The organism is Halomicrococcus pelagicus (genome assembly GCF_051917725.1).
Lineage (GTDB): Archaea > Halobacteriota > Halobacteria > Halobacteriales > Haladaptataceae > Halomicrococcus.
Genome location: NZ_JBQBLX010000006.1, coordinates 205,715 through 225,256 on the forward strand (window position 1 = coordinate 205,715; position 19,542 = coordinate 225,256).

Genomic DNA, 19,542 nt, shown 5'->3' on the forward strand with positions numbered 1-19,542 from the left:
TATATGAGTGCGATGTTTGCGTGCGAATACCTGATTGAGGATTGGGATCTCGAAATTAACCGCTAAAGAGGTTAATGATCACTTTACTAGTTTTTGACTTCGACTATGTTACTCCTCATACCGCTGGTTCAGTCCTCTTGTAACACATCTAACCAGGCGTTTGATTATCAAAGATAAATGGATATGATGGGGAATTTAATTGTGTGCTGGGATTGCTCAGTAATTGTCCGAATTTATCCCGCATCGAAATCACCTGTGAGCCCCGGAAATAGGGAAAAAGGCCTAATAACAGCGAGACTTCCAATCGGAAAGGAAAGTTTCAACCAAGCGTATCCTTGGTTATATATAAATGGTAAAGCTCTACTTTCATCCTGTTAACGAGGATTGGCATCCGCATTTTCAGTCAACAGTCGAGACGCCGCTAGATTTATCGGATGCAGAGGGTCTGCCGGATGAACTTGACCACCGACAGGAAGCGCGTGTCTGGGGGACGACGTACGAATCGAAGAAGGCACGATACCACGAGGAAATTGAGGAGGGCGATATTGTCCTGTTTTCCCGGGATGGTCGATTCTTCGCAGGCGGACGTATTCAGCATTCATTCAGGAGCCAAGAGTTCGGACAGTGGGCGTGGAATAACCCCTCAAGCGAACTCGTATACACGCTAACGGACTTCGAGGAATTTTCGATCCCAACACAGGCGGTCACAGCCCCACTCGAGTATAGCGAGGGATACAGAGTTCAGGGATTCATGCGGCCAGTAAAACGTAGGCAAGACAATTTACGTTCAAAATTTGGGTCCATCGAGAAGGCAGTCGAGTCAATCAAAGCAGAGCATACACAGACGAGCGTAGATGGCGGACAGAAAGCACTCGCCGAAAACCACGAAACAGAAGACTCGACTAATGCGGGAAATGAGGACGACGCAGCGAAGGATCTGGTCGATGACGAGTCTGTAACGGCGACTGCGCCATATTACTGGGTGAACCAGAGTCGCGAAGAACTCGAGAACGAGTATCTTCAGGCGCCTCGGACTGATTTTCCGAATTACGACCTTCAGAAACTCGAGCAGGGAGACGTCGTATTCAATTACGTCGACGGCGAAGTCGTAGGGTACTCAGAGGTCACGCACCCAGCGTATCTTGTCCACGTAGACGGCGAAGAGAAGCGGCGAGTCGATATCGATGTGCATCTTTTCGATAACCCTGTCCGCTTTGTCGATGCCGTTCAGTATCTTTGGCGTGAGGACGTCCGCCTTGACCGATACTATCCAGTCAACCATGCCGGTATCAACCAGCAATATCTCTTCAACTTGAGCGAGAAAGCAGGCGACTACTTACTGGAAAAAGGCCAAGAAGACACAATACAAACGCTCAACAATCCAGATCATCCGCTCGTCACTCAGATCCAGGACGAACAGCCGACGGTCTACAAAGCTACGTCACCGCCGGACTACTGGTTGACGGCGTATGAACACGCTGCAGTCGGCTTGGAGGAGAAGGATCAGGAGCACTGGTCGAATATTGACGCCGGCGATGTCGTCGTCTTCCACTCACGTGAAAGCCCAAGTCGAAGCGAACTCGACGACCAGGAAAGTTGCCTGCTTGGTGCCGGTATTGTCCGAGCGACAACCACCAAACCCGACGATAGAATCTGGTGGCACGACGAGGACAACGACGGCCCCGAGGGCAAAACCTTCTCTCGACTCCTCACCTTCGAACGACTCTATCTATCCGGCGACTTCGACGCTATCGATCATACCAAAGATCTCGCGGCGAAAGCACCTGCCACGATCAACGGTGATCTCGAAGCTCTCACCAGCAATGCACTCGGTTTCGCGGAGGCGGACGACATCTGCAACCAAGCGTCCGGCAGCGGCTTCCCTCGCCACCGCGCAATCGAGACGCTTGGCACACCCGACGACCATAGCAAGGCACTCGCAGTAGTGGATGCACTCGCCAGTCGCGTCACGGAAGTACCCCCGATTGCGCTCCACAAATCCTTCGACGGCCACATCACCAACGATAGCACCAAGATTCTCGAAAAACTCCACTTCCCGAATGGTCAGGGCGAAGCGATTCTCGCACAGGTCGAGGGCGCACTGCGCTCCGGCAAACACGTGATCTTCACCGGACCACCAGGCACGGGCAAGACCGAGATCGCTCGCCGTGTCGCCGACTACCTCGCAAGGGAATACCCATACCTTTACTCGGGGTCGCAGGTGACGACGGCGACGTCGGACTGGTCGACGTTCGATACGGTGGGTGGCTACATGCCGAATGAAGACGACACCGACGCTGGCAACCACCTCGAGTTCACGCCCGGCCTTGTCCTCAATCGCTTCAAGAAACGAACCACCAACACACAGCGCAATGACTCGCTGGTGATTGACGAGCTCAATCGCGCGGATATCGACAAAGCGTTCGGCCAACTGTTCACCGTTCTGTCCGGCCAGCCCGTCCAACTCCCCTACACGAAAGACGGCGCAGAAGTCGAACTCGCACCCGTCGACGACAACGCCACCGCCCAGCCTCACGAGTACCACATTCCCGACTCGTGGAATCTGTTTGCGACGCTGAACACCTACGACAAGACGTCGCTGTACGAGATGAGCTACGCATTCATGCGGCGGTTCGCCTTCATCCGCGTACCCGAACCCGACCTCGCTGGCCTCGACGACTCCGAGCTCCGGTCGCTCCTCGAGGACTACGCAGACGTCTGGAGTCTCCACACAGTCGACTTCCACATCGACGATGGGGTTGACCCACTGCTTGACATTGGCCGTGTCTGGCAGGCTGCAAACGGCGCAATCGACGACCGCGCAATCGGGCCGGCCGTCGTCCAGGACATTCTCTCGTATCTCGCCGAAACAACAGCCCTCGACTGGCAGCACCGACTCACACAAGCAGTTATCAGCTACATCCTCCCGCAGCTCGAAGGCGTCCCGCAACGCAAACGCGTCGTCACCGACCTCGCAGCCGTCGACCAGATCGATCAAGACCTACTCGACACTGCGTCACGCGACATGCTCCAAGTGGCTGCCAGTCAGGACGATGGATAGGGAGACGCTGCTCGACCAGTTGACGGAGGACATCCTCACCTATGTCATGCACGGGGCATTCCCGGAGCGAGAATTCGCAAGCGCGATCAAGCCCGACGCGCTCGACGAGCGGTTCACTGAGTACGAGCTCCTGCTGGACCTCCACTTCATCCTCTCACCCGACGTGATCGAGTTCGTCGAAGACCTCCCACAGCGTGTTCGCAACCTCCAGACCGACACTGAATCCGTCACCCGGACAACCCGCGGCACGGTCGACGGGAAGATCAACTGGAGCGCCACGATCAAACAGCGCTACACACAGAACCCCGGCGACCGTTCGGTCTTCGTCTGCGACAACCGCACCGAAGACTACGACACCAGCGAAAACCTCGTCTTCAAGCGACTCATCGCAATCATCCACGAAACGCTTCGCGAGGCCGAAGACTACCTCAAGCAAGACTATGCCTGGGTGAACGACCGCTGGGACACCACCCTCATCAACCATATGCGGCGCATCGTCGAACAGAACGTCCACGTCCGCCGCATCCGCGACCCGAAAGCCTACGAACCAACCGACCGGATGCTCAACACCGCCACCGAATCACGGCAACCCATCTACCGCGACGCCGCAGCACTCCTCCAGCAACGCCGCCGACTATTCAACGGCGACCGCGACCAGCTAGAAACACTGCTCGCTGAGACAGCGATCACGCCCGACGACGACGAAACCCTTCTTGAGCTCTTCGTCCTCTTCCGGTTCATCGCCACGCTCGAAGACCTCCACGAGACGAACGCCCAGTTCGAGACCATCAAAACCGACCGCCAGGAAATCGCGCAACTCACCAACGACGATGGCACCGAGATTGCCGTCTATCACGACAACTCCGCTCACGACCGCGGTCTCTCATTTCGATCAACGCCAGACGGTGACCAGAACGGATTGTCTCGGACGGAGAAAGTCCACACAACAGGCTTCAACATCGCGAACAACTACTTCCAGGACCGAGAATTCCAGACGCATACCGGCCGGCCCGACATCATCGTCCTCGAAATCACGCACCCTGACGGCGACCAGGACTACCTCATCACGGAAGTCAAAAACAGCACAAACACTGGAACTATCCGCCAGGGTATCAAGGAGACGCTCGAATACCTTGCCTTCCTCCGCCAAGACGATGAATTCGTCTATGGTGATGATGCAGTCACTGAGGACTATTTCGGCGACGGCTGGAACGGGCTCTTGGTTATCCAAGATCTCGCCGAAGAAACAGCATCCCTCGATGAGCAGTACGACAATGAGATTAAAATCTTACAGGCTTCAGAGGCTGCCACAGCGCTTGAGACCGTCCTCGAGCAATTTTTCTGAACGACTGCCCCCTGAGTTCTCACCGTTGACACGACCCATCTCGTAGTAGTGCTGTCGTCGTACCAGCGTACTCTTTCGCCGGCGATATCGATGTTGCCGACCTCTGTTTACGATATGATGGGCGAGCCGTGGATGGCTTTGTTGATGATGGCCGACGTTCACTGTGAAACGTGGGAATCACGGCCGAGTCGTCGCACGGTGGATTAGCTCTGCTGTGCCCATTGCTTGCACTCACCCTTTAGGGTGGGCTTCCGCTAGCGCCGTGTCAGATCTCTTGCCGACGGCCAGGTTCTTAGAGTTGGTTGAGTTGTGCGTCAAGGAACTGGTGCAGGGTGTCAAGGGCATCCGCTGGTAGTTGCTGCTGCTGGAATACTCCTTTGAAGGAGTCCTCGAAGCTATCGTCCGAAAGACGCTCTAGTACTCCCTCGATACGCGCTGCAAGTTTCTCTGGGTCGCCACGATGGAGATGGCGCTCAATTCGATCGAAGTCAGCTCGAAGGCTGATGACCACGAGATCGCGTGTGTCTGCGAGCCGTCCGCTATGGAGTTTGAGGGCAAAGAGGAGCGCAGGCTCGGAAATCCGACCCTCTAAGTCTGGAGCAACGTCCAGTGACGCTACGATACTATGCTCGTGGAGATACCGATAGGACCACTCGGCGTTAGTTTGTCGACACCGCACTGCACCAACCAGCGCGTCGAACTGTACTGCGTTATCGCCGACCGGCTTCTTGTATCGGACAATCCGTCCCTCGTAGATGTTCGCCACGTCATTATCGAACTCCTTCTCGTATCCGAGGTCTCGGAGCAGGGTATCATACTCTTCCAGTAGCCTCTCTGGAAGGACCATGTCGACATCGGTCGTAAATCGCGTTTGGAAGGCAGAAACTGCCCAGCCACCGACGAGGACGTAGGGGAAGTTCGCCTCTTGGATCGCTTGATGGGTGGCGATGAGTTCGTTTTGACGCTCTTGAAGACTCATATGGATTTCCTGGAGTTAGTCTGCGGATGTCGGCTGGTGATGGTGTGCGTTGATGTCGATGTCGTGCATCTCGGCAATCATCTCCAAGGCTGGCTCATACGCTGCACGGTTTTCCGTCATCTGCTCAACTGCATCATCCAAGGGAATGACGGGGTTCCCGCCAACCCACTCGATTTCGATGCCGTCCGGTTGCGGGAACAAGACGTAGTGAACGTTACCATCGACGTCACTCCTCTCTGGACGGGTGTCGATGGTCGTCTGGATGCCGAACCGCTGGAAGAAGGCGATCCAGCGTTCGATATCGCGCTCGTGGACCTGAATGAAGACGGGGTAGTCGTCGTGACTCCGTGCGATTTGATAGCCTCCCTCTGTCCAAACGTATGCCGCGTCAATCTCAGTATATGCGAACTCCATTCCAGCAAAGTGAGGAATCACGTACGCATCCTCCTGAGAGATACTGTCGCGGCTGTACAACGCAGCCATCATCTCAGCGTACTGCTGGCGCAACTCGTGATCGACAATCTGCACTCCATCATCGGTATTGGCGATAATACCAGCATCGTCCAATCGCTCAACCCAATCGTACACCCATGAATACGATGTATCGACCTTGTTCGCGATTCTATTGACTGAATCACCTCGCTTCGCTGCTAAGACAATCTTCGCAGCAGTCGAATCCATGAACTCAGTCATCGACATGCGTAGCGTCCGTAGTTATCTCTAAAGCGATAACCTTACAAAAGACTTCCCCTGCTTGCGCGGCAATGAGACGGGGCTAGCAATGCGAAAACAGTCAAATGGCGGAAAGTAGATGCTAACTCATCGAGTTAATTCGGCTCTTCCTGCCGATGAGAGTCCCAGCGATTGACACGGCATTGGAACAGGTCTTGAGCCGGCGTTTCTGATGCGGTCCTCCTCGAGTAGCCTTAGTACGAAGACACGAGGATAGTAGTCTACGCTACTGTTGCATTCGCCTATTCAGCCATGAATTTCGATGGGCAGGAGGATTGTTGTAGTCTAATTCAGCTCAATACAGTTGACCAAGTCTAGGATCGCATAGTTCGTCTATCGGGGAAAAGAATCATCACCTCTCCCTGTCACAATTTCTGCATGCCTTCGGATCGGCTCCGTAGTATCGTTCCGATGTTTGGTGGCGGAACGCAGTATGTTGAAACGCTAGACGCGATTCTTGATTTCGTTGAGGCGCATCAGCCGACGTCGGATGAACTCGTTGGCTGGCACCGTGGTTTATTCCCGAACGTGTCGAGTCGAGACTCGATTATGCGACGGGCGAGTTATCTCCAGCAGGTCGGGTTCCTATACCAGGCAAACGATCATTGGGAACTCGGTGACGCTGGTCGGGAGTACATTGAGCAAGGTGAGGTGGCGACGCTGCTCCGGATCATGTGTGATCGGAACGTCGGACTACGGAGTCTCTTGTATGCGTTGGTTGCTGGTCCGATGACGCTTGCAGAGGTGAGTGACCAGCAACTCGACACACATCCTGAGTTAGGGTGGAGCCGCGGAGAGACGGACATGGCGACACAGCGAGTGAATTGGCTGCGGAGCATGGGGCTCGTCGAGAAGCGCGGCGACGAGTACGCGTTAACGGAGGATGGCCTGCAGTTCACTGAGAGTGCGGTGGAAGAGTGGGCTGACTCAGACTGGACACCGTCGGTGAACGATGCTGGGATGCGTGCTGGGACGTACGAAGCGACTGTCCACGCCCGCACGGTCGATCCGGAGTTCCGTGCGACAGTACTGTCCCGTCACAACCGAACGTGCCCGATTTCTGGCGTGGATCATTCCAGCCTCTTGGACGTGGCGCATATTCTGCCGTGGAGCGACTATCCAGAACACAGGGCAGATCTCTCGAACGTATTGGCCCTCAGCAAGACACATCACGCGGCCTTCGACCGGGAACTATTCACGATTGATCGAGACTACCGGCTGCGCGTGAATCCAGAGTTCGAGACTGAGAGTGACGTGTTACAGCGGACGATCATCAACCGTGACGGGGAGCGAATCTCGATCCCGGAGGAGAGCCTGAAGCCACAGTACGTAACCCAACACAATGCCTCACTTGAGTGGGTGTGAAAGCGGATACCAGCAGTAAAACCCGGCTGCTCAGCCAGATGGAGAGACAGTTACCCTAGCCGAGTAGCGAAAACGCTGATTCGTCTACAGGTCCTTCGGTGGTGCTGCGTGTTCACGCTTGCTCTTTGTACAACTCACGAGACCGATCTCCATACCGGGAACAATAACGCTGGACGGACATAGGTCCAGGTGGTGATTGCCTGGGGAAATCCACTACCGCATTATTTTGTGACGGTGTCGTGGTCAACTGGGTGTTCCAATACCCACTTGTTGGTGAGTACGGCGTTTTTGTCGTCTGTCCCGCCGTGTGTGAGTAGTCCGATGTGACGGAGGTGGTATTTGATCTGGAAGTGGATGCCCGATTTGTACACGGTTGGGTCCGTAAGCACTGATTCGTTGATGTCGCCGTCGGCGGTGAGGACGTCTCCCCGTCTGGATTGTGTGAAGAACACTTCGACGGAGAGTGGTTGGTTGATGCGGCAGGCTTCTCGGGCTACGGCGTCGATGGTTGCAGGTTTGATGCCGCGCTGATGGAGGCGTTCGAGTGCTTCAATGATGAGCCGGGTTGGGTCGTACTGGATGGCGACTGAGCGGGCGAGTTGTGCCCAGCGGGGAGCGAGGTCGGTGAACGGTGTTGACCGGCCTTTCCACGAGGCGAATTCGTCCAGTGCGGCATCGACGCTCCCGTGTTGGTCGCGGGCGAAGCGGACGACTTCTGCGCCGAGGTGCGTAAGTGTCTCTCCATCAGGTCGGTTGTCGACGAGACCGAGGAGGATTGCCCCGCGGCGGCCGCCTGATACGCTATTGATCACGTGCTCGGAGTAGATATCAGGTGTATCGCCATCTGCTGCGAGAGCGAGTGCGTAGCCGAGGTAGTTCTTCGGATGGTTTACGGGGAAGCTGCCTTCGGTGAGTCGATGCGTTGTGGCTTGGAACCGGATTGCGTCGATAGTGGTTGAGAAGTCACCGACGCCGGTGACGCGAGCGGGTTCGACGAGCGTTGCGTCGTGCGCGCTTTCGACGCCGATAACGCCGACGTTCAAATCGCGTGCGAGGGCACGTGCCTGGTCAGAGATGCTTTGGATAGGGGCGGCGACGTACCCGATGTTGATTTCGGACAGGTGGCCGTGGGCCTGGTTGATGCCGCGACGGATGTCGGCGGCGCTCGGGTCGCTGTTGTGGCCTTTCGCTTCGATTATAGTGACCGGGGTTGTTGCGGCGTCGGCGTTCAGGACTTCGAGAGCGGGCATTCCAACGCCGAGGAGGTCAGGCTCACCGTCTGCTAGGCGAATCGTATTGTACGGCGCAAGACGTCGACGTAGATCCTCGGGGATTTCCCATCCACCCCACGTTGGTTTGGTGAACTGGGTTTCCGTGACAGCGTAATGGTCTGTACTCGTGTCGAGATCAGGGTAGAGGGTGTCCTTCGCGGCAGCAAGAACAGTAGGTTCGGTGAGTGTAGCTACCATTTCTACAGTCATTCTCAACCAGTAGTCATTAAACTAGTCTATCACCTGTTATCGAGTCGAAGAGTGTAGTTCAGCTCTTGCGGTTGAGGTTTGTTACATCCATCATCTCGGTGAGGAGACGCGTGTCGAAATCGCTGTCTGCGACGAGAAGCTCATCCCCAGTAGAGCGTGCGGTCGCAGCGATGAGCAGGTCGCGAACTGCCATCCGTTCACCGTCATCCATCAACATGTCCTGCATCCGCGCCGCCTCCAATGCAATCTGCTCGTTCAGGTCCACTGCTTGAACACCACCGAACTGCTGGCGGACACCGACGACATCGGTCTCACCGCTCCCGACCATTCCGCTCACGACCTCGAATACACAGAGTGAAGATGTCAGGTAGGGTTGGCCACGGTTTTCGACGGCCTCAACGACGTCCGGGACGCCCTCCAACATGTCGATAATGACGGAGCTATCGAGGAACGTCACCGCTCGAAGCTCTCCCGCGACTGTTTTACGGCCGCCCGCACTCGGTCGGCATCGTCCTTGTCCCAGGCGCCGATGTCGATGGGTTTCTCACTCTGCGCGAGGCGTTTAAGGAGTTCATTAAACGTCTCGTCATCCCGTTTCAAGCTCTCTAACATCTGTTTCGTATCGTCGGAGACCCTGATAGACGTACCCATGTGTATACAGACTGTATACAGACATAATTAGTTTACGCCAACCTGCCGCTTTCGTCGCCAGACAGAAATCGCATAACGGTTAGCCGCTATTTTTCGAATAATTATTCTGCGGATGAAGGCATGTCGATGTCGTGCATCTCGGCAATCGTTTCCCAGGCTGGTTCGTACGCTGCACGGGCTTCTGTCATCTGTTCAACTGCATCCTCCAAGGGATTGACCAGGTTCCCGCCGACCCACTCGGGGTGATGTCACCGATCAGAGCCAGTCCGGTATTGGACGATGGTCATAGTTCTCAATCTCGTCAAGTGTGACCGGTTGATTGTCTGCGTCGGGTAGTTGGAGGTCAGCTGCTTCATACATGTCGTAGAGGAGGCCGATCTGGTCGTAGAGGTTAGCCTGTTTGAGCAGGCTGATTCCGTATTCTGTGACGGCAAAGTACACGCGCGGAATGCCGTTCGGGACGGGTGACGTGTCCGGCTCAAGTTTTGCGATAATCGGCTTGTCTCGATTGTGGAGGTCGCGGAGATGGTCACGGATGGTGCTGTCACTGATCGTGTTTCGCGCCGCAAGCTCTTTCGAGCTCAATGCACCAGTTGGGCTGGCAAGGATCTGCTGAAGAAGCCGCAGCTTCGTCGGGCTTAGAATATCTCTGAGGTCCTCAAGCCGGTGTTCATTCAATTCGTGGCCTGGAACATCCTCCGGTGTGCTTGCGGCCATACACGTACGTTGTAGCGCCACCGCCGTATGTTTTGCGACGGCTGTCGACAAAGACATGGCGGCAATCATTACGACGCTAGACCCTCCAACGAAAACCGTGCCTGACGACGAAGCCCCATCTCACATTCAGGACATGCCCCGTCTTGCTGACGTAGACCTCATTTATGTGTTCGTTGTCCTTGGCTGCGAGTCTCTCCGCACAGTCAAGCTAGCACTCGACCAAATACCTGCCGATACTATAGTAGCTGTGTTCGTCGCTGGATCGAATCGGAATCTCATCGAAGATTGCTTGTGAATTCGGTCGTTGCTGAGCGCATAGCAACAGCAGGGGAACTCCATCAAGAACTCGCCCATATTATGTCCCGATCTACCGACACCATATCAGCGAACAAGCAATAGGGACGATAGCCTTGGAGCGGGAAATAACAAACCTGCTGATGAATGGTTCACGCTGAATTCCATGGATCAGGGTATCCGCTACGCTGTTGCGCGCGAGAAAAATTCAGCGGATGAGGCCGCGGTATAGACCGCCACCCCTCAAAATACCTCCTTTCCACAATATAATACAACGTATTTATGACGGGGATTATCTATTGGGGTGTTCGCTGGGGAGAAATCTATGAGTATTGGAGGTTGATTTCGATCTCGTTAGCTGCTCCTAAGAGAAGTTCCGGGAGTTGTTCCTGAAGTCGATTACCCTGGATCCGATTTGCGGGGCCTGAAACGCTGATTGCTGCTAAGACGTTCTCTTGTTCGTCTGTAATTGGAGCGCCGATTGCATTGAGACCGATGACGGATTCTTCAACGTTGGTCGCATAACCGTGGTCGCGAATTTGTTCTATTTCGTCGAACAGCTGTTCGTGCGTTGAGATAGTGTGTTGTGTTTGTGCTGGCAGGCCGTGTTCGTCGAGAATTTCGTGAATTCGACTATCGGGTAAGTGTGCTAGAATCGCTTTCCCCGCTGCGTGTTGATGTAGATATGTGAGTTGCCCAATGCGGGCGTAGGTTTTGACTGAGTGTTCGCCAACTGCTCCGTAGAGGTGTATCCCGCGTCCGTATTCTTCGGTGATGAGCCAGGCCTTCTCGCCTGTCTGTTCTGCAATTTCATCTACTTTGGGCTTCGCCACCTGGTAGACTGGTTCTCGATCTCGGGTGTAGATACCGAGGTCGAGGAATCTAAGGGCGATTTCGTATGTTTCGCCGTTCTTTCGTACGTAGCCTCGTTTGCGGAGTGAGGTGAGATGCTTGTGGACGGTGCTTTTCGCCAGTTCGAGGTCGGTCGCGAGTTCTGTTATTCCGGCTCCATCTTTCACTTTAAGCTGTTCGATGATGTCGAACGCTGTTTCTGTGGTTTGAATCCCCGTCTGCTCGTTAGCCATGGGTTCACGTGTCTCTCATGGTCTCTAAAGTATGTTCGCCTCAAGGAAATATACCTCATCACTACTCTTCATTTGAATTAGACCCTAACTTTTATGAATTACTATTCACTCAGGTGCTGATGGATTAGGTACGAGAATGACTGACATACCCCACGCTTCCACGAACACTCGACGGCGGTTCCTCAAAACAGCGGGTGCAGCAAGCGCCACAGTATCGATCACTGGCTGTATTAGCAGTAACTTCGGCGGCTCAGGCGGTGACAACGGCAGCACATCGAAACTCAAAATCGGCCTGACGCGGTCCTCGTCTGGCGATTACTCCTTCGCGTCAAAAATGGGTTTCAGAGGCCTCAAACTCTGGAAGAACCGGGTAAACAAGAACGGCGGCATCAAAACGCCAGATGGCAAGAAGAAAATTAAACTGGTCTATTACGACGATCGGAGTAATAAACAACGTGTCCTTCGATTGTACAAGAAGCTACTGAACGAAGATAACGTGGATGTTGTCTTCGGGCCGTTCGGTAGTACCTTGACAGCAGCGGCAGCATCGGTTGTGAACTCAAAGAATAAATTCCTCCTCTCATGGAGTGCAGCATCGCCCGAGATCTTCGAACAAGGGTACGACAACATCGTTTCGGTGAATCCGACAGCCCCCCAGATCACGAAGGGCGAGATTATGGGGATGAGCAGTGCCGGCGTGAAAGACCTGGCAGTCATCCATCTCAACAAGGAATTCCCCACCTCACAGGCAGAAGGCATCAAACGATACGCGAAGGAGAACAATATCAACATCGTCCACATGGAGAGCTTCCCGAGCTCTCAGTCGGACTTCTCTTCGACACTGAACTCAATCAAATCGAAGAACCCAGACGCGTTCTACCCCGTCGCGTACACCGATACGCTGGTGAACATTGCGAATCAGATGAAGGCGAGCAACGTCATGTTCCCGTGGACGAGCATGACGTACGCGGCGGATCCGGCGTTTCATAAAGCGCTGGGGAAAGATGCGAAATACTTCTTCGGCCATTCAATCTACCATCCAGACTTCAACTACGACGTCACAGGTGGTCTCTCACCGAAGAAGTTCTACAAGGAGTTCAAGAATGCGTACGACGACCAGACACCCTCGTATATCGGCTCACTCGGATATGCGGGCGGGTACATGCTTGGGCGGTTCGCCGAAAAGGCAGACTCGCTCACCACTGAGGGCCTCAAGAAAGCCGCAGTAGACCTGTCAGGCGACGTGACAACCATTACAGGCAACTACAAGATCAAGGAAAACGGCGTCCAAACTGGGTTCCTCTACACCGCCACCCAAAACAAGTCAACGAGCGGCGAGCTCTATGATAAGCTCGAGGTTGTCGCTCCTGACGAGGCCGCGACAGGAAAGCCGAAATACCCGATTCCAGGCTGGGATGAGCGGTGATGCTGGAGACAGAAGGCCTCACTAAGCAGTTTGACGGACTCACCGCTGTCGATAACGTTTCAGTCACGGTTGAGGAGGGCGAGATAGTCGGTCTGATGGGTCCGAATGGCTCGGGGAAGACCACCTTTACCAACTGCGTCTCGGGCGTTCATGAGCCGACTGCTGGACAGGTTATGTTCAAGGGGACCGACATTACCGAGCGTGCCGTCTTCAAGAATGCACGAGACGGGATTGCGCGGACGTTCCAAACACCGCGTGTCTTTCAAGATCTCACCGTCTTAGAGAACATCGAAGTACCGCTCCTAAACACGGATCGAGACCTCGAGGAGATCGAAGCAAAGGCGCGCTCGAAGATCGACGCCGTTGAGCTCGAGCACGTCATTATGCAGGAGGCGAGTGACCTCAGCGGTGGACAGAAGAAGCTCCTTGAATTCGCCCGGAATCTCATGCGGGAACCGGAACTGATCCTCATGGATGAACCGTTTGCGGGCGTCCATCCCGAAATTAAGAAGACGATGTTCGACCGCATCCAGGCACTCAACGACAACGGTGTCTCATTTATCATCGTCTCACACGAAGTCGATTCACTGTATTCGATCAGTGATCGGATTGTCGTCTTCGATCAAGGCGCTCAGATCGCGAGTGGGCAGCCAGTTGAGATCCAGGAGAACGAACGCGTTGTCGAAGCATATCTCGGCCACGATATCACTGCATGATCAAGATCAGAAGCGTGCGAGCTGGCTACGTACCAGGCATTGACATCATTAACGACCTTTCAGCGTCGTTCGAGGAAAACAAGATTTCGAGCATCATCGGCCCCAACGGTGCTGGCAAAAGCACCTTGCTAAAGACGATCTACGGGTTCGTCAAACCGCATCAAGGCCGAATTGAGTACAATGGAGAATCGATCACGGGCAAAGACCCTTCAACGATGATTCGCGATGTCGGATTCGCCTATATCCCGCAAGAACGAAGTGTGTTTCCAGACCTCACCGTTGAAGAGAATCTCGAATTAGGCGCTTGGACAATCCGCAACGACGATGCCAGAGTGGATGGCGCGATCGATGACGTCTACGAGCAGTTCCCCGACCTCCGCATGAAACGCGACCGACGCGCAGGAACGATGAGTGGCGGCCAGCAACGGATGCTAGAAATCGGACGCTCGCTGGTGACCGACCCAGATGTCGTTCTCATCGACGAGCCGTCCACGGGACTGGCGCCGAAACTCGCGACTGACGTCTATGATTCGATCGAACAACTCAAAGAGCGCGGCGTCACCGTCATCCTTGTCGATCAGAACGTGAAGGCGGCCGTTGAGTACGGTGATCATCTTTTCGTGCTTGAACGCGGTGAGGTCGCTGCTGAGGGTGAGAGTGAACGTATGGACAGCGAAATTCGCAGCGTCATTAGCGATTGGATCTCGACGGAGGCGGTCTCATGACGTCACAGCCACTTGTCCAAAATATCGGCGACTCGCGACTCAAGCAGGCGATTGCAGTTATTGGTCTGCTCAGTATCGTGGTGTTAGTCGTGTCACCGTATATCGGCCTTTTCCAGCCGTCATTCCTCTTCTATCTCATGTTCTGGGTAGCGATGACAGTCTCCGTCCATCTCGTCTTTGGCCTCACTGGCTACATTCCGTTCGGCTACTTCGCATTTTACGGCATCGGCAGCTACGTCACCGCAATGGCGTACATCCATCTGAATCTACACATGATCGGAGCCGTCTTTGCCGGCGGCATAGCAAGCATCATCCTCGGCGTCCTATTCCTCCCGCTGTTCCGGCTTGATGGGATCTATTTCGCCATCGCGACGTTCGCAGCTGCCTGGGCAATCCGTATCGGCATCACACTCACGCCAGAAAGCATCACAGGCGGAGCAACAGGATTGTACATTTCAGAGGCCTACAATCCCGCTCTCGCCTACTATGCAATGGTCGTCGTGACGCTGACAGTCGTGGCGACGACAGTCTGGCTGCTGCGGTCGCGCTACGGCACTATCCTCCGCGCGATTCGTGATGACGCAACCGCGGCCGAAATGAGCGGTATCAATCGAGCACGAATGCGGTCGTACGTCTGGCTACTGAGCGTCTTCTTCCCCGGTCTGCTCGGCGGCATCGACACTTGGAATACAACAGTTGTCTCGCCGGAAGGCAGCTTCGACGTCCTCCTCAGCGTCAAACCAATCCTCTATGCGCTGTTCGGCGGCGTCGGCACAGTCGTTGGCCCAATCATCGGGTCAACATCACTCTATCTCCTCGATGACTTCATCTGGTCCGCACTCCCCTTCGGCAGCTATCTCGTCACCGGACTTGTACTCATGCTGGTCGTACTGGTCTTCCCCCGTGGGTTACTTGGCGAATTCGAGTATCGAGAAGACCTCTTCGGGGAAGACGGCGCACTGCGATTTGATGGCTCGACATCCAAAGGAGGTAACGACTAATGTCACTTGCAACAGCACTCATCAACGGACTCATCATCGGACTCATTTACGCACTGATCGCCAGCAGCCTGAACCTCGTGTTCGGCGTCATGCGAATCGTGAATTTCGCCCATGGGAACATCATCATCCTCGGGTCGTATACGGCCTTCTGGATGTGGGAACTCTACCAGGTCAAACCACTCACCAGCATCCTGCTTGTCATCCCACTATTCTTCGTCCTCGGCATCGGACTTTACTATCTCACAGTCCCCCGTCTCCTCAACGCCGATGACACAGAGTCGATGTCGTTCCTCGCCTACTTCGGGCTGTCAATCGTCATGATCGCGTCCATGCGAATCCTCTGGGGGCCACGGTCACGCGGGATTCCAAATCCGTACGCGGACACATTTCCGCTCTCAATCAACGTGGGCGGGATGACACTAATCACCTCGCGATTGATCGGAGCAGCGACCGCTATCATCATCCTCGCCGGATTGCTCTGGTTCCTCTATCGAACCTACTACGGCAAGGCAATCCGAGCGATGATCCAGAACAGGGACGCAACAAAATTCCTCGGAATCAACACGCACCGTGTTTCAGCCCTCACGTTCGGCATCGCGCTCGTAATCGCCGGCATCACAGGCGTGCTCCTCACGCTCATCTATCCGGCCTTCTCCCCAACAGCCGGCGAACACTACACACTCATCGCCTTCGCCATCGTCGTCCTTGGCGGCCTCGGTGACCCAATCGGAGCGATGGTTGCTGGCGTCTTCTTCGCCGTCGTGGAACAGGTTGCAATGGAGTTCCTGCCACTCACCGCAAGCCCCATCATCGCATTCCTCGTCCTCCTCGTGGCGATCATGGCGCGGCCAGAGGGACTCCTCACCGTCGACGACCTCCGCAGCCTCCGCTATCAACTCTCGCCAGCGACCCCTGAGGAACACTCATGAATACGAGCGAACGCATCATCGACGTTCTCGAAGCGCTCGACGTCGACCAGATATTCGGGTATCCCGGCGGACGGATCATCGAACTGCTCGACCATATCCCCGAGTCATCAGTCGACCTCGTGCGTCCACGCGACGAGCGTGAAGCAAGCGTGATGGCGGAAATGAAGGGACGCCTCACAGGCCAGCCAGGCGTCCTCGTCGGACAAGGACCATGGATCGGCAGCCTGGGAACGATCGGACAGATGGAAGCCCGACTCTCCTCGTCGCCGATGGTAGTGCTCACTGAGGCGAGCGAACGCGGTGACTACTCGACACTCGCACCGTACCAGCAAGCACGAGGTGACTATGGCGGTCTCGACCTCTCAAAAATCCTCGATGGCGTCACCAAAGAACACTGGTCACCACGGTCCCCAACCGAGACAATCCGAAGCGTCCAACTCGCATTCAAACATGCCGTCGGAGGACGGCCAGGACCGACGGCGGTCATCCTCGACGGTGATGCAGTAACCGAAGACCTGCCGACTGATCCAATCCCACCAGTGTGGGATGATTGCGAGCAGACACGGACGTGGAATTCCCGCCCACCGGCAGCTGATCTCGCGGCAGCGACACAGGCGCTTGCTGCAGCAGACCGCCCCGTGATAATCGCTGGCAACGGAGTGCATGCTGCACAAGCCTACGATGAACTTCAGGCAACTGCCGAAGCATACGACGCCGTCGTCACAACGTCCTACCTCGGCAAATCCACGTTTCCCGAAACACATCCGCTCGCAGCAGGTGTCATCGGATCATTTGGCCATGAACAGGCGAACCAAGTCGTGAGCGAAGCCGACGTCTTGCTGATCGTCGGCTGTCGGCTAAATCCGATGGACACGAACTGGCAGGCACCGTCGTTTATCCGCCCGGACGAACAGACGCTGATCCACGCCGATATCGATACCCGCAATGCAGGCTGGGTGTATCCAGCCGATGTCGGCCTGATCGGCGACGCAGCTGAAAGCCTTCGTGAACTTCACGAAGCCGGGGACAATGAGAACGACTGGGCAAGAGACCGTGCAGCAACAGCAAAAGAATCGTTCCAAATTCCTGAGGTCGAGAGCGATAGTGCTCTGATCGCGCCACAGCGAGCAGCCAAGGAAATAGAGAAGGTTGTTGACGAGAAGACGATTGTGACTGCAGACTCTGGGAACAATCGCTTCTGGCTTCTTAACTATCTCCAGACACCGGCTGTCCGCACATACTTCGGAAGTGGTGGTGTGGGCGGTATGGGATGGGCAACGCCAGCTGCGGTCTCAGCTGCGCTCACAACCGAAAAAGACGTCATTGCTGTCGCCGGTGATGGTGGATTTACGATGACGATGACCTCCGTCGAAACAGCAGTTGAACAGGGAGTCGCTCCCACGTTCGTAGTTCTGAATGACACGAGCCTCGGGATGGTTCGTCAAATGCAGGACGAAGAAAACGATATCGCCGGCGTCGAATTTCACGACACCGATTTCGTCCAAGTCACCGAAGGATTCGGTGCATCCGGAATCCGTGCCACGACACCGGCCGAGCTAGCCGACGCCCTCCAAGAGGGAAAGACCGCGTCTCGTCCGACTGTGATTGACGTCCGGATTGATCGTGACGTCGATGTCGAGACGCTGCAATCGTCATTCTATGCCGCGACTGGAGGCCTTCACGAATAGTCACCGAGAGTTATGCGTCCATCTTGTTGATCCGTCTGCTGCCAAGGATTGCGACGAAACCTTATTGACTACAAGACTGACTCGCTCGCCAATCGCGATGTCGACGAACTGGCCGAGCACTACTGGCCGCAGCTACGAGTGTACGCCTGCGCGCTGCAGCAAGCCAACCCAAAGGCCGAAGTCATGTTGCGGCTCGTCTTCACCGACGGCAACGAGATTCACACCGAGTTTCTACGAAACGGTGATGTTAGCCATTATCGAGCGAAGTACGAGGAAATACTGAAGGACAGGTCGTGACTTGTCTACTCGGCGGTGATTGGTGGAAGAGCAAAGCCAGCGACTCGAACCGGTATCGTCGAAGCCACTGTCTCATCAACGAGACGCAAGTCTTCATTCGTTGTTAGCTGAAGGAGAGTATCGGGAAAGGTTCTGTTCAGAATCCCTTGAGTGCTAGTTGCGACTGCAAGACCGATTGGATGGTCACCGACACCATAGAAGTAGCCGATTTCGAGTCCGAGTACACGGTCATTACTTCGATATTCGCTTTGTAGTGTGGCAAAAGTCTCGGTAAGCCAGACCCATCGTTCTTTTCTGTGTTCTTGAGATCCAGCCCTGATTCCAGGAGGATGGTCACCGGCGTCTTCAGGATTCAGAAGCGGATCAATAACAGAGTGTAACGCATTTGCTGTATCTTCAGGAGCACTATCGGCGATATATGGCTCTGGTTTGTCCGCTGTTTCACTCATATTTCGCTGTATGCAATAGTGGACGATAAAGATTTAGAGCAACCCGCAAACTCTCCGGTGACACAGTCGATGTGCCCTTGGTTCGTCGGCGAACTGCTCGCCCAGTTCCTTACCAACGTCCATACTGAGTTCGTAATACTCTTGCTTGTAGCCGAAGCTTCCCGCCATGCCACAGCACTCGACGTCCGACGTCGTCACGTCGAACCCGAGATCGGAAAGAACCTGTGTAGTATACGTCTCAAGCCCGAGTGTGCGCTGCTGGCAATGGCTATGGTACGCAAGCCGTTCACCATCGGCGTGACGGAGGGACTCCATCCGCGACGGGTCCTCGTGGAAGAGGCCGTAGACGTACTCCAGGATCTCGTAGCTATTCTCTTCGAGCGTACGCGTCTGCATGGTAGAGCACTACTTCGCGGACAGGGTCCGTCGGTTCGACGTTCGGCCCAAGTGCGCCAAGTGAGTCGGTGTCTTCCGGCACGCCGTCGGGGATGCACCGACGATGGACGCAAAGTCATGTCACGGCTCATCAACTTCCTCGGGGGCTTACCGCTGACGCCCCGATTCTGAGCTCTCTCGGTATAGTAGGCTTGTAAATGCAGCC

At 55.1% G+C, this 19,542-nt stretch carries 18 protein-coding genes and 1 pseudogene; 10 read left to right on the forward strand and 9 right to left on the reverse strand.

What is annotated here, in order from left to right; all coding sequences use genetic code 11:
• Positions 1 to 349 precede the first annotated feature (349 nt).
• The gene (locus ACTF4R_RS16945) at positions 350 to 3,061 is read left to right on the forward strand and encodes an AAA family ATPase (RefSeq protein WP_440009035.1); all 2,712 of its coding nucleotides are present in this window, start codon (positions 350 to 352) and stop codon (positions 3,059 to 3,061) included.
• On the forward strand, positions 3,054 to 4,406 hold the full coding sequence (locus ACTF4R_RS16950; protein ID WP_440009036.1) for a hypothetical protein: 1,353 nt from the start codon (positions 3,054 to 3,056) through the stop codon (positions 4,404 to 4,406). The genes ACTF4R_RS16945 and ACTF4R_RS16950 overlap by 8 nt, the downstream gene beginning before the upstream one ends.
• A 292-nt stretch (positions 4,407 to 4,698) precedes the next feature.
• Here the strand turns inward: ACTF4R_RS16950 and ACTF4R_RS16955 are convergent, their stop codons facing one another.
• The gene (locus ACTF4R_RS16955; RefSeq protein WP_440009037.1) at positions 4,699 to 5,385 is read right to left on the reverse strand and encodes a hypothetical protein; all 687 of its coding nucleotides are present in this window, start codon (positions 5,383 to 5,385) and stop codon (positions 4,699 to 4,701) included.
• Positions 5,386 to 5,400: 15 nt separating this feature from the next.
• On the reverse strand, positions 5,401 to 6,066 hold the full coding sequence (locus ACTF4R_RS16960) for a helix-turn-helix domain-containing protein (RefSeq protein ID WP_440009313.1): 666 nt from the start codon (positions 6,064 to 6,066) through the stop codon (positions 5,401 to 5,403).
• 429 nt (positions 6,067 to 6,495) lie between these two features.
• Here ACTF4R_RS16960 and ACTF4R_RS16965 point away from each other — a divergent pair, with 429 nt between their 5' ends.
• On the forward strand, positions 6,496 to 7,482 hold the full coding sequence (locus ACTF4R_RS16965) for an HNH endonuclease (protein WP_440009038.1): 987 nt from the start codon (positions 6,496 to 6,498) through the stop codon (positions 7,480 to 7,482).
• 221 nt (positions 7,483 to 7,703) lie between these two features.
• On the opposite strand, the gene ACTF4R_RS16970 is transcribed toward ACTF4R_RS16965, so the two are convergent.
• The 5 genes from ACTF4R_RS16970 to ACTF4R_RS16990 all read right to left on the reverse strand — a co-directional run bounded on the left by ACTF4R_RS16970 (position 7,704) and on the right by ACTF4R_RS16990 (position 11,710).
• On the reverse strand, positions 7,704 to 8,951 hold the full coding sequence (locus tag ACTF4R_RS16970; RefSeq protein ID WP_440009039.1) for a hypothetical protein: 1,248 nt from the start codon (positions 8,949 to 8,951) through the stop codon (positions 7,704 to 7,706).
• Positions 8,952 to 9,021: 70 nt separating this feature from the next.
• Positions 9,022 to 9,420, reverse strand: a complete 399-nt coding sequence (locus ACTF4R_RS16975) for a PIN domain-containing protein (RefSeq protein WP_440009041.1) — start codon at positions 9,418 to 9,420, stop codon at positions 9,022 to 9,024.
• Positions 9,417 to 9,614: a DUF7557 family protein gene (locus tag ACTF4R_RS16980; RefSeq protein WP_440009042.1), complete on the reverse strand. Its 198-nt coding sequence runs from the start codon at positions 9,612 to 9,614 to the stop codon at positions 9,417 to 9,419. Before ACTF4R_RS16980 ends, ACTF4R_RS16975 begins: the two co-directional genes overlap by 4 nt.
• Positions 9,615 to 9,869: 255 nt before the next feature.
• Positions 9,870 to 10,331, reverse strand: coding sequence for a hypothetical protein (locus ACTF4R_RS16985; protein WP_440009043.1), 462 nt, complete (start codon positions 10,329 to 10,331; stop codon positions 9,870 to 9,872).
• Between the two features lie 617 nt (positions 10,332 to 10,948).
• A complete protein-coding gene (locus ACTF4R_RS16990) occupies positions 10,949 to 11,710 on the reverse strand; it encodes an IclR family transcriptional regulator (RefSeq protein ID WP_440009045.1) in 762 nt (253 codons plus the stop codon).
• 136 nt (positions 11,711 to 11,846) lie between these two features.
• Between ACTF4R_RS16990 and ACTF4R_RS16995 the strand changes: the two genes are divergently transcribed.
• The 7 genes from ACTF4R_RS16995 to ACTF4R_RS17025 are packed head-to-tail and all read left to right on the forward strand — an operon-like array spanning position 11,847 to position 18,492.
• Positions 11,847 to 13,136 (forward strand): ABC transporter substrate-binding protein, encoded by a 1,290-nt coding sequence (locus ACTF4R_RS16995; RefSeq protein WP_440009046.1) that lies wholly within the window; start codon positions 11,847 to 11,849, stop codon positions 13,134 to 13,136.
• Positions 13,136 to 13,852, forward strand: a complete 717-nt coding sequence (locus ACTF4R_RS17000) for an ABC transporter ATP-binding protein (RefSeq protein ID WP_440009047.1) — start codon at positions 13,136 to 13,138, stop codon at positions 13,850 to 13,852. Before ACTF4R_RS16995 ends, ACTF4R_RS17000 begins: the two co-directional genes overlap by 1 nt.
• Positions 13,849 to 14,577 (forward strand): ABC transporter ATP-binding protein, encoded by a 729-nt coding sequence (locus ACTF4R_RS17005; RefSeq protein ID WP_440009049.1) that lies wholly within the window; start codon positions 13,849 to 13,851, stop codon positions 14,575 to 14,577. The genes ACTF4R_RS17000 and ACTF4R_RS17005 overlap by 4 nt, the downstream gene beginning before the upstream one ends.
• Positions 14,574 to 15,578: a branched-chain amino acid ABC transporter permease gene (locus tag ACTF4R_RS17010; protein WP_440009050.1), complete on the forward strand. Its 1,005-nt coding sequence runs from the start codon at positions 14,574 to 14,576 to the stop codon at positions 15,576 to 15,578. Before ACTF4R_RS17005 ends, ACTF4R_RS17010 begins: the two co-directional genes overlap by 4 nt.
• Entirely contained in the window at positions 15,578 to 16,507 is a 930-nt protein-coding gene (locus tag ACTF4R_RS17015) for a branched-chain amino acid ABC transporter permease (protein WP_440009052.1), read from the forward strand. Before ACTF4R_RS17010 ends, ACTF4R_RS17015 begins: the two co-directional genes overlap by 1 nt.
• Positions 16,504 to 18,195, forward strand: coding sequence for a thiamine pyrophosphate-binding protein (locus ACTF4R_RS17020; RefSeq protein ID WP_440009053.1), 1,692 nt, complete (start codon positions 16,504 to 16,506; stop codon positions 18,193 to 18,195). Before ACTF4R_RS17015 ends, ACTF4R_RS17020 begins: the two co-directional genes overlap by 4 nt.
• 48 nt (positions 18,196 to 18,243) lie before the next feature.
• Positions 18,244 to 18,492, forward strand: a complete 249-nt coding sequence (locus ACTF4R_RS17025) for a PD-(D/E)XK nuclease family protein (RefSeq protein ID WP_440009055.1) — start codon at positions 18,244 to 18,246, stop codon at positions 18,490 to 18,492.
• Between the two features lie 5 nt (positions 18,493 to 18,497).
• Here the strand turns inward: ACTF4R_RS17025 and ACTF4R_RS17030 are convergent, their stop codons facing one another.
• Both ACTF4R_RS17030 and ACTF4R_RS17035 read right to left on the reverse strand, forming a co-directional pair.
• Complete coding sequence (locus ACTF4R_RS17030; RefSeq protein ID WP_440009057.1) at positions 18,498 to 18,941, reverse strand: hypothetical protein; 444 nt, start codon at positions 18,939 to 18,941, stop codon at positions 18,498 to 18,500.
• A 66-nt stretch (positions 18,942 to 19,007) separates the two neighbouring features.
• A pseudogene (locus tag ACTF4R_RS17035) lies at positions 19,008 to 19,322 on the reverse strand (LUD domain-containing protein); the annotation flags it as partial.
• Positions 19,323 to 19,542 lie beyond the last annotated feature (220 nt).

Excerpts from the sequence above, each read along its gene's own strand:
- ACTF4R_RS16945 (WP_440009035.1), top strand. The coding sequence starts at position 350 with ATGGTAAAGCTCTACTTTCATCCTGTTAACGAGGATTGGCATCCGCAT.
- ACTF4R_RS16950 (WP_440009036.1), top strand. The coding sequence starts at position 3,054 with ATGGATAGGGAGACGCTGCTCGACCAGTTGACGGAGGACATCCTCACC.
- ACTF4R_RS16955 (WP_440009037.1), bottom strand. The coding sequence starts at position 5,385 with ATGAGTCTTCAAGAGCGTCAAAACGAACTCATCGCCACCCATCAAGCG.
- ACTF4R_RS16960 (WP_440009313.1), bottom strand. The coding sequence starts at position 6,066 with ATGGATTCGACTGCTGCGAAGATTGTCTTAGCAGCGAAGCGAGGTGAT.
- ACTF4R_RS16965 (WP_440009038.1), top strand. The coding sequence starts at position 6,496 with ATGCCTTCGGATCGGCTCCGTAGTATCGTTCCGATGTTTGGTGGCGGA.
- ACTF4R_RS16970 (WP_440009039.1), bottom strand. The coding sequence starts at position 8,951 with ATGGTAGCTACACTCACCGAACCTACTGTTCTTGCTGCCGCGAAGGAC.
- ACTF4R_RS16980 (WP_440009042.1), bottom strand. The coding sequence starts at position 9,614 with ATGGGTACGTCTATCAGGGTCTCCGACGATACGAAACAGATGTTAGAG.
- ACTF4R_RS16985 (WP_440009043.1), bottom strand. The coding sequence starts at position 10,331 with ATGGCCGCAAGCACACCGGAGGATGTTCCAGGCCACGAATTGAATGAA.
- ACTF4R_RS16990 (WP_440009045.1), bottom strand. The coding sequence starts at position 11,710 with ATGGCTAACGAGCAGACGGGGATTCAAACCACAGAAACAGCGTTCGAC.
- ACTF4R_RS16995 (WP_440009046.1), top strand. The coding sequence starts at position 11,847 with ATGACTGACATACCCCACGCTTCCACGAACACTCGACGGCGGTTCCTC.
- ACTF4R_RS17000 (WP_440009047.1), top strand. The coding sequence starts at position 13,136 with ATGCTGGAGACAGAAGGCCTCACTAAGCAGTTTGACGGACTCACCGCT.
- ACTF4R_RS17005 (WP_440009049.1), top strand. The coding sequence starts at position 13,849 with ATGATCAAGATCAGAAGCGTGCGAGCTGGCTACGTACCAGGCATTGAC.
- ACTF4R_RS17010 (WP_440009050.1), top strand. The coding sequence starts at position 14,574 with ATGACGTCACAGCCACTTGTCCAAAATATCGGCGACTCGCGACTCAAG.
- ACTF4R_RS17015 (WP_440009052.1), top strand. The coding sequence starts at position 15,578 with ATGTCACTTGCAACAGCACTCATCAACGGACTCATCATCGGACTCATT.
- ACTF4R_RS17020 (WP_440009053.1), top strand. The coding sequence starts at position 16,504 with ATGAATACGAGCGAACGCATCATCGACGTTCTCGAAGCGCTCGACGTC.
- ACTF4R_RS17030 (WP_440009057.1), bottom strand. The coding sequence starts at position 18,941 with ATGAGTGAAACAGCGGACAAACCAGAGCCATATATCGCCGATAGTGCT.